Genomic DNA, 10,014 nt, shown 5'->3' with positions numbered 1-10,014 from the left:
TAGAGCACGCAACCATGTCTGACTATGTCCCCGAATGGGAAATTGCCCATCACTGCACGCTGCCCTATCAATGTTAAAGAACAAAGGGGACCTTGATGACCGATATCAACCTCGACGCGCTTTCGCTAAGCGAACTGAAACAACTGGAAAAGTCAGTCGCCAAGGCGATCACCTCCTTTGAAGATCGCCGCAAAGCCGAGGCCCGCGCCAGGGTCGATGAGTTGGCCCGCGAACTCGGTTATTCGTTCGAGGAACTTGCCGATGCGGCAACCGCGCGCAAACGCTCTCCCTTGGTAGCGAAATATCGTCATCCAGAAAACCCGGAACTGACCTGGTCCGGCCGGGGGCGCAAACCCGGCTGGATCGGTGACGCGCTGGCCTCCGGAAAGTCGCTGGAAGATTTCGCGATCTGATCAACAGGGCGGGGAACGACAGGCCCTCGCTCGCATTGCGAGAGGAGGAAGCCATGCCCACCGACCTTGAGCGCAAGATTGCCTCTGTCATGTCCAAGGCCATGGCGCTGATCTGTGTTCGCAATACCTGTCTTGAAACCCTGCATGCGGGTCCCGGCGTCGTCAGCCATACCGGGGACTATTCCGATGTGATCGTGACCGATGCCAACGGCCGGGAGTTCCAATGGTCGGAGGTCTCCAGGATCAGCGATGACGAGATGGGCGAATTGATGCGCGAAATCGTCAATCGGCTCTACTCATTCCAGCTCCGGGTCGGTGAACAAGAGTTCCGCGACTACCTGGACCTACAACTCACCTCGACCCAAAGCTGGGATGAACCCAGGCACGACTGGAACCTTGCAGGTCGAAAGCTGCGCGAGGCGATGGGCCTGATGCGCCAGTTGCCCCCGCGACCGAAGACCCTGGCGCCTGACCAGAGCGCTCTGGAACCGAGCAACGCAACATCTTGCTCCTAACCGCCTGAAACCGATATACTGCCCTTGGGGACGCCACGCGTCGTCCCCGGGGCGTGGAAACCCCTGAACCTGTCGGTATTGGCGTCGGCCGAAACGGCGCCGATTCCTTGACCATGCGGTCGGGGAGCCTGTGACGTATGTCCAGGCGCTCCGGTGCTAAAGGTCATAGGGACCGGACAGGTTCGGTTTTCCAACTCCCCGATCATGGGTCAGGAAGCGATTGCGGGGGCGTACCGCAGCATTCGCTTCTGCCCGGTAAAGGGTAAACCGAGTTGGACGGTGATCTGGATGATTTCGACAGACGCCTCGGCGAGAGGCTGAAGACGCTGCGGAAAAAGCGCGGCCTGTCACTGGCAGATGTCGCCTCCGAAATCGGCATCAGCTATCAACAGCTGCAAAAGCACGAAGCTGGCCGAAACAGCCTCTCAACGCACCGATTGCTGAAGATCGCCAAAGTTCTTGAAGTAGGCCCGCAAGCGATCCTCAACATGGCGGCCTCACAGGCGGATGCAGGGGAACTGTCAAAATTTTCGACCTTGCAGCGCCTCGGCGAGCGTCATCGGCTCCTGAAGGCCTACTTTGCGCTGCCAGAAGAAATCAGGCTCGTATTTTTGGGCCTCATCGAGAATTCAAGACGCCACAACAATCAGGAAAGCTGACACTGGCGGGCGGGCCTCAGCGGCTCATGCTCTACTTGAAAAGCGATGGTCGGCGAAACAAGGCAACACTTCAACATGACGCCCACAGTCTTGACCTTCACGAACGAAATGGGCGGAAAGCCGTCATTCAGGAAGTGGGTCCACCCGGGTGGTCAGCGAACAAAGCTGCCACTCGGTTTCAATGTCGACCACCTTAAAGCATTGAGACTGCATTTCCGCCATTCACTCAGCCCGCACGCCGGCGCCGCAGTTCTGACAGGCGGGGATCGGCCTGGGTTTCGCGCGCCTCGGCGAGGGCTTCAAGAACCTCCTCGGTGTTGTAAGGCCAGAGCATCGCATCCTCGGCGAGGATCGCCCAGAGAAGGTTGAGCATGACGGCAGGATAGATCGTCACCAGATTGTTTTCAGCCCCTGAGTGGACTTGCAGTCCACGCAGCACTCCCCCCCGCACAGGCACCAATCGCGGCAGGATCACTTCCACAATCTGCGGAAACAAGTCGCCGCTCGCCAAAGCAAGATGTACGAGGCGGGCGGACATTTCCGGCGTCCGCATCGCCCGGTGCCTCGGCCAGACATCCGTGAGGAATGGCACCAGGCGTGCGCGCCACTTGGCTTCCGGCTCCGTCGACCAACGCTCCAGATGCCACAGAATCTGCCCGCGCAGGTCATCATCACTCTCGACGAGAATCTCGCGAAACTCGGCACTTGTAACGAGTTGCTCGGGCGGATCGGCGTCGAGACTCCCGCCCCAGCCGCTCAGCAGGAAGCCACTGATGACACTGGCTTCGGCGCGACGCCGCTTGGGCGACATCGCACGCGAAAGAAGCCCCGGCTTCAGGCGCTCGTATAGCGTCCGGCTCGGCACTCGCGCCGCCCAAAGGATGCCATCCCATAGGGCGTCGCCGTCGTCGCCCTCGTCATTCACCACGGTCAGCAGGTTTGCCGTGGTCCAATCGGGCGCGATGGCGAACAGCCAGTTGATTTGAAACCCCAGCATCACGAGCGAGTGGCGGCGCATGTCGCTTGGCAGCGCAAGCAGTTGCTCCTGACGACGCGTCCAATCTTCGGGGAAACCCTGGCCAAGTTCGCGACCCTTGGTCGACGGATCCTGCATGAGCAGGCTGGAGAGCTTGCCGGCCGGCGCGTTCAACGCGTCGTTCGCCCAACTACTGTCGACGCGGTGCTTGCGGTCGTCATTGCGCAAAGGAAGTGCGGCCATCAAGGGGGCCCACAAGCGCTCCAGCACAGTTGCGAGTTCGACGAAAAGGCGCTCGCCTAGGCCATGCAGCCATTCGGTCACCGGATAGGCGACGGTGCTGAGTTCGGCCGGTTGTAAGGACGCGAGGCGACCGCCGATTGTCCGTGCGAGCCGCGCGGGATCGGACTTGCGCTTCTCGGCATGGAGGAAGGCAGACCAGAAGGAGAGCGGGACGTCGCCCTTGCGCGCGGCATCGGTGAGGGCTGCGAGCGCGCGGGCGGGTTTCTCCTCTGCGAGGCCAATGAATGGTCGGCGCCCGACATTGTCGAAGAAGTCAGATTCGCCTGCTTGCCGGGCACGGTCTAGGATCTCACCAATCGGCACATGGTCAAGCACGCGCGGGTTGGCATCAGTGTCGATGCTGCGGACGACCGGCGCATTCGAGTTCGCCGCCTCCTCGCCAGAGCGCTCGGACCACGTTTCCGCTATCGGACGAAGCGCTGCCATTTCCGCCTCGACGTCGAACGAGAAAACCAGTCCCTGGCGGGACAGCCAATGCAGGCGATCGAGCCGACGATGAGCCTCGACGCGCGCCTTGCCAGCGGGGGTGCTCTCCGCCCAAGGGAAAGCCGTAGTGAGGATGCGTTGCTCGAATCGAGCTCGATCTTCGGCCGAGAAGTCGGGCCAACGGTCGCGGATCGCATAAAGAAGGTCGCGCTGATGCTCCGAGCCCCAGAATAAATTGTCGGGGAAACCGAGCAGGATGTTCGCCGCTTCCGCTGCCGGGACGATCCTATTGCTCGCAGCCCAAATGCGCAGGCGGCCAAAAATATAGTGGTCGTCTCCGGGCCATTGGGCAATCTCGCTAAGTGCACGCTCGGGCGCAAAGTCAACCAACCGTTCCATCAGTTGGAGGAACAGCGCGATCGGGCCTGTGATGCCATAGCTATCATGGGCGATCGGAGGTCCGCCGTCGTCTGGCCGTGTCGTCTGCATATAGACATAGTCGTGGCCAGATATTTCGGCCTCAAGGGAACGTGCCAGGTCGAGGTTCTCGCGAAAGCGCGTGACCGCATAAGCGAGCCGTTCGTCGGGGATCGGCAACAGCTCGTAGGGATGCGGATAGTCGACATCATATGAGACCAACGGACTCGGACGGCTACTGTCGGTCCAGGAAAGCGGATGCGGCACGTCGAACTTGCGGTCGACCCGCAGCCGGGGCCGGAACAGCGCCGCATAGTCGCGCACGCGCGCTTCCGACCAGCCTTCGCGTGCGACCCGCGAGACAAGCTCGAAATAGCCCTGATTGGGTTCCACCCGGCTATCGGACCAACTTTCGAACAGGAAGCGCCAGCCGCGCCGAATGTCATCCGGCCAGCGGCTCGGGTCCTGACGGAGCCAGGCTTCGATCATCGCGACGATGCGCGGATGGAGGGGGCCACGTGCCGCCGCCCACCACAGGGCAACAGGCTGATGAGCGACGCGGTGGAACCAGATGCCGAGGTGGTCGAGGCGCGTGTTGAGCGGACCGGTTAGGTTGGCTTGGCCGCCGCAGAAGGCGCCGAAGCCGGCTTCCTGCCCATCCTCCTGATCGAAGCGGGTCGGCACGAACGCACTCCACGAGCCTTCGGGCACATGGCGCTTTTGAAGGGCATCGTCCTCGTCGATCGGCTGCGGCGGTGTGTCAAAGTCGAGCGACAGACTCTCATAGGGATCGATCCGCTCGCTGGATTCGCCATAGGGATCGATGGGAGCCGGCTTATCGAAGCGCTGGCGCGGATCGAGCGCCAGCAACCATGATGCCGGAAGTGGCGTGTCGGCGGTGCTGATGCGCCGGGCGCCCTCTCGGGTCGAAAGCACATGGGCGATTTGGCCGCGCACATGCGGATCGAGTGCAGCGGGTCCCGTAGACGCGGATTCGAGTAGACTGGCGTACCAACCATCGACGTCGCGCGCACGCTCGGCCCAAGCCGCAAGACTATCCCATAGCGGATCATAGCCCTGACTATTGTCGAACGGGATCGCTCGCACGCCGCGATGCTCCCAAAGCGCGGCATCGTCGGTATTGCTTCCTGGCTGGAATGCGAACAGCCGGCTGCGATTGCCGGCGTGGAGATTGAGCGCTTCCAGCAAATACTGAATAGGCGGATCGTCGGCACCGTAGCCGACGAAGACAATCTGAAAGCGCGTAAGCAGCGACTGCATAAAATGGGTCGCCCAGCCGTCGGACAGATAGGCGCGACCGAAGTCGGCGCTGGAGACAATGAACTCTTCATCGCCCGGGCCTGAATATTCGGCATTCACGCGTCCGTGGAGATGCACAATCCCGCTAAAGCCAGCACCGCGAGGATTGGGCAGGTCCGGTGGCCCGGAGCAGTCTATGGTGGGGGCTGCCGCCTCGAACAGCAGGTCGAAATTGGTGGTGACCAAGCGGACCGTGCCGTCGCGGCCCCGGGACAGGTCGATCAGGGTCCGGTGCGCGCTGAGGTCTGGATCGCCCGGGGGCTTGATGGCGCGCGCGACGGCATTCCGGACATCTCGCTGCTCGAACTCGCGTTCGAGCAGGCTGAAGATGCGATCAGTGGCAATGAGTCCGCCCACGCCGTCGATCGGATCGAGTTCCTTGATCCGGCGGAATAGCTTACGGGCGAGGCTTTCCTCGCCGGCTCCGAGGAGATCGATGACATCGCCGCCCAGCTTGAGAAAGTCGGGTAGACCAGCGCGGTGGCGGGACACGCCTGCGCCGCAGAAGAAGATGACATCGCCCGCGTCGCGCGCGATCAGAAGATCATCTGGGATAGAGGGACCGTTGGCGAAGAAGCGCATAGAGCAATGTCTAACCCGGATCGGTCAGTGTTGTCGAATGACTGCTACGGGGAACCCTACCATGTGGTATCCAGTAGGCGCGAGCGTCAGCTTTGGGCCGAAAAGGGCAATGCCTCGCACGCTCTGGCTCAGGACATTTCACTGAACATGGCCAGCACACGATGCGCGACTTCAATGAAAATCCCGGCTCGAGAACAGCTTCTTCGCCTGCTCCCTCGGGTGCCGCGCCCTCCCCGCCGTCCTGGTCGGCCTGACGGTCTCCCCTGCCCTCTCCGTCTCGGCCCCGATCCGCAGCTGGTGCCCGATGGTGGAAAGCCGTGCTGACAGATCCTCGATGCGTTCAGCGATCAGATGGGTGACCTGACCGTCGCGCTCGATCCGGCCGGTCACCCGCAATAGCCGCCCGGCGACCACAGCGGCGCGGAACGCCTCATAGACCTTTTTCCAGACCACGACATTCGCAGTGCCAGTTTCGTCCTCAAGGGTGAGGAAGACCACACCAGAGGCCGTGCCGGGACGCTGCCGGGTGATGACCAGGCCTGTGAGTTGAATCCGGCCCTTCGCCTGAAGGACTGACGCCGCTGGCAGGCATTCCGGCAGGTTAGGGCGCAGGATCTCTATAGGATGGGCGCGGAGCGACAGGCGCAGAGCCAGATAGTCTTCTATGATCTCCTGGCCGAGCGTCATACGGGGGAGCTCGACCAGCGGTTCATGCCCCCCTTCGCCATCCAGTCCGAACAGCGGCAGCGGTTTCCGCGCCTTCAGGGCCTTGGCCTGCCAGAGCGCATCTCGCCGGGAGAGGCCAAGGCCGGCAAAGCCATCCGCCTCGGCCAGCCGATCCAGTGCGTCTGGTCGCAGCCCTGCGCGGCGCCAGACGCTTTCGACATCTGGATAGCCGTTGCCGCGCGCGGCCTTGATCCAGATCGCATCCTCCTCGCGCATTCCTTTTACCTGGCGAAAGCCGAGCCGCAGAGCGTGAGAGCCATCAGCCCGGGGTTCAATGGTGCAATCCCAGACCGAGTCATTGACCGAAACCGGCCGAACCTCGACGCCGTGATCCCGCGCATCGCGCACCAGTTGGGCAGGCGCATAGAAGCCCATCGGCTGCGCATTCAGCAGCGCGCAGGTGAAGATCGCCTGATGGTGGCGTTTCAGCCAGGCCGAGACATAGACCAGCCGGGCGAAGCTGGCGGCATGGCTTTCCGGGAAGCCATAGCTGCCGAAACCCTCAATCTGGGCAAAGCAGCGCGCCGCGAACTCCGCGTCATAGCCGCGCTCCAGCATGCCACCGACAAAGCGATCCCGGAAACCGCCGATGGTGCCCATGCGCTTGAAAGTTGCGAGCGATCGGCGCAGCCGGTCGGCCTCGGCGGGCGTGAAGCCTGCCGCGACCACGGCGATCTGCATCGCCTGCTCCTGGAAGAGCGGCACGCCATAGGTGCGGCCCAGCACCTCCATCATGGCGGGACCCAGATCCTCGACCTTCTCCCTACCCTGCCGACGATTGATGAACGGATGGACCATGCCACCCTGGATCGGCCCGGGGCGAACGATGGCCACCTCGCAAACCAGATCGTAGAATCTCCGAGGCTTCATCCGGGGCAGGAAGTTGAGCTGCGCCCGGCTTTCGACCTGAAACACCCCGATCGCATCTGCCTTGCAGAGCATGTCATAGACCCGGCCGTCCTCGGGCGGGATGTTTGCCAGCGTCAGCTGCTCGTCCCTGTGATCCTCTATCAGGCCAAAGGCCTTGCGGATTGCTGTCAGCATGCCAAGCGCGAGGATATCCACCTTCAACAGGCCAAGCGCGTCGATATCGTCCTTATCCCATTCGATAACAGTGCGGTCCTCCATCGCGGCGTTCTCGATGGGGCAGAGCTCGTCGAGCCGTCCTTGGGTGATGACAAAGCCGCCGACATGCTGCGACAAATGCCGAGGGAAGCCGATGATCTCGCCGATCAGCTTCACGGCCAGGGCCACACGGTTGTCCTCGGGGCTGAGGCCTGCCTCGCGCAAGCGGTCCTCGCCGGGTGCCGAGGAGGACCAGCCCCAGATCTGCCCCGCGAGCCGGGCGATCACGTCCTGCGAAAGCCCCATGACTTTGCCTACCTCACGGATCGCGGCGCGGGAGCGGAAATGGATCACCACAGCGGTCAGGCCGGCGCGCTCGCGGGTATAGCGCTCATAGATCCACTGGATCACCTCTTCGCGGCGCTCGTGTTCGAAATCCACGTCGATATCCGGCGGCTCGCCGCGTTCTTTCGAAATGAAGCGCTCGAAGATCAGGGTGATGCTCTCGGGCGGAACCTCGGTGATGCCCAAGAGGTAGCAGACGACGGAGTTCGCGGCCGATCCCCGGCCCTGACAGAGGATGCCTTTCGAGCGCGCGAAACTGACGATGTCGTAGACGGTCAGGAAATAGGGGGCGTATTCGACCTCGGCGATCAGGTGCAGCTCCTTCTCGACACGAGAGACGATTTTTGGCGGCGGCCCGCCCGGATAGCGCCAATGCAGCCCTTCGCGTGCCAGTCGCTCAAGCCGGGACTGAGCAGGCTCCCCGTCCCGGGCCTCGTCGGGGTATTGGTATCGCAACTGGTCCATGCGGAAGGCACAGCGATCAGCGATCTCGACGGTCCGGCGCAGGGCAGCCGGATAACGGTGAAAGATACGGGCGAGTTCCTCGCCGGATTTGAGGCGGTGCTCGCCATTGGCAAGCCTCCGGTCGCCAATGCTGTCGATGGTGCAGCCCTCGCGGATGCAGGTCAGGACATCTGCGAGCGGCCGCCGGTTCGAGCGGTGCATCAGAACATCGCCTACAGCGACTTTGGGCAGGCCGGTCGCCTGCGAAATCTCGGCCAAACGATCAAGCCGCTCCTGATCCTGCCCGTCATAGCGGGGTGCAGCACCAAGGAAGCACTGGCCGGCAAAGCGAGCGGCGATCCTACGCAGATCCCGCTCGAAGCCGGTCGCTTCCAGCGGATCGGGCGGCAGAGCGATCAGCACCATCCCCCTACCCCATTCCTCGAGATCGGCGAGGCCGATATGGCAGCTGCCCTTTTCGGCGCGCCGCTTGCCGAGTGACAAGAGCCGCGTCAGCCGTGACCAGGCCGCCAGATCGGTGGGCAGCGCCACCCATTCCACCTTGCTGTCGGTCAGCATGAGCCGCGCTCCTGGGATCAGCCGGGGCAAAGGCGATCCCTGCCCCGCTTCCTCCGCAACCCGCGACAGTTCCTTCAGCGCCGAAAACGCCCGTACCACACCGGCGACCGAGTTCCGGTCGGTGATGGCTATGGCCGTGAGGCCAAGCTCGGCCGCCCGCTTTACCAGCTCCTCGGGATGCGAAGCACCGCGCAAAAAGGTGAAGTTCGAGGTCACGCAAAGCTCGGCGTGAGGAATCACAGGAATACCCCCTGCGCATACCAGTCCCGAGCTCCCGACTGTGGGGTGCGAAAGAGCCAAAGCCGGGGCCCCTCATTGGTTTCGATCCGCCAATAGTCGCGGACGCCAGAACGCCAGGCGGGGTCGTCAAACCACCATTCGGGGGTGATCCGCTCCGGGCCATGTGCCCGCAGGGTGGTGAAACCCATCCGCCGCCAGCTGAACCGGGCGGGCGGACTACCAGAGACCTGAGCTAGGACTTCCGCCGGAAAGAGAGTGATGGGACGGCGGGGGCGCCGCTTTGCCGGAAACGCTTCTGTTGCCGCATAGGCGGCCGGGACGGTCAGGAAGCTGCGTTCTGGAATGCGGCTGCTTGCCGGAAGGAAACGCTGCACCGCATCGAAGCCCAGCCGATTGCCGATCCGCGAGATCAAGTCAGAAAGCTCATCTTCGGCCCGCGCCTGCGCGTTGCCGATCTGCTCGGGAGCCAGCGATTCGGTCACCGTGGCGGTGAGGCGCAGCCCGTCGATCCCGAAGCCGGAATCCACCTCATCCACCCCCTTGAGGAACAGGGCCGAGATCCGGACCGGGTCGCGCATTGCGCGAGCTATACCGACGTTAACCACGGCAGCCGAACGATCTACGCGCATGAGTTCCAGCCGGACAGCCCGGGCCCCCATCTGGGCCGATGCCAGCTTGTCGCAAAGCCGGATCAACAGCCGGTCGAGCACCCCCATGACATCGGCTGTGAGCCCGATCGGCTCGGGCAGGGTCATCCGCACCCCGAAATGCAGGGCATCCGCCTCGGCAGCGACGGGTTCAGCCTGGGTCCCGAGCGCCTGATCCAGACGGCGAAGAAGTTCCGCGCCGAACCGGCGCGCCAGTGGTGCCCGGGGCACAGCGGTCAGGTCGGCGATCTTGTGCAGTCCGAGGCGGGTCAGACCGTCGGCGACCGGAGCTTCAATCCGCAGCGCGCTCACCGGCATCGGGCCGAGCTGAGAGAGCAACCCGCCTTCCGGGATCAC

General features: G+C 63.1%; 6 protein-coding genes. 3 read left to right on the top strand and 3 right to left on the bottom strand.

Annotated features, from left to right (window positions below; translation table 11 throughout):
* Positions 1-95 precede the first annotated feature (95 nt).
* From H0485_RS17950 to H0485_RS17940, 3 genes are all read left to right on the top strand, one after another.
* Positions 96-413 carry an H-NS histone family protein gene (locus H0485_RS17950; RefSeq protein ID WP_226937303.1) on the top strand — a complete coding sequence of 106 codons (318 nt, stop codon included), beginning with the start codon at positions 96-98 and terminating at the stop codon, positions 411-413.
* A gap of 53 nt (positions 414-466) precedes the next feature.
* Positions 467-928, top strand: coding sequence for a CHAD domain-containing protein (locus H0485_RS17945; RefSeq protein WP_226937302.1), 462 nt, complete (start codon positions 467-469; stop codon positions 926-928).
* A gap of 272 nt (positions 929-1,200) precedes the next feature.
* A complete protein-coding gene (locus H0485_RS17940) occupies positions 1,201-1,587 on the top strand; it encodes a helix-turn-helix domain-containing protein (RefSeq protein ID WP_226937301.1) in 387 nt (128 codons plus the stop codon).
* 226 nt (positions 1,588-1,813) lie between these two features.
* On the opposite strand, the gene H0485_RS17935 is transcribed toward H0485_RS17940, so the two are convergent.
* From H0485_RS17935 to H0485_RS17925, 3 genes are all read right to left on the bottom strand, one after another.
* Positions 1,814-5,611 carry an SIR2 family protein gene (locus H0485_RS17935; protein WP_226937300.1) on the bottom strand — a complete coding sequence of 1,266 codons (3,798 nt, stop codon included), beginning with the start codon at positions 5,609-5,611 and terminating at the stop codon, positions 1,814-1,816.
* Between the two features lie 171 nt (positions 5,612-5,782).
* A complete protein-coding gene (locus H0485_RS17930; RefSeq protein ID WP_226937299.1) occupies positions 5,783-9,010 on the bottom strand; it encodes an error-prone DNA polymerase in 3,228 nt (1,075 codons plus the stop codon).
* Entirely contained in the window at positions 9,007-10,014 is a 1,008-nt protein-coding gene (locus tag H0485_RS17925; RefSeq protein ID WP_226937298.1) for a Y-family DNA polymerase, read from the bottom strand. The genes H0485_RS17930 and H0485_RS17925 overlap by 4 nt, the downstream gene beginning before the upstream one ends.

Source organism: Pseudogemmobacter faecipullorum (assembly GCF_020539525.1).
GTDB lineage: Bacteria > Pseudomonadota > Alphaproteobacteria > Rhodobacterales > Rhodobacteraceae > Pseudogemmobacter > Pseudogemmobacter faecipullorum.
This window is presented reverse-complemented; position numbering and strand designations above follow the sequence as displayed.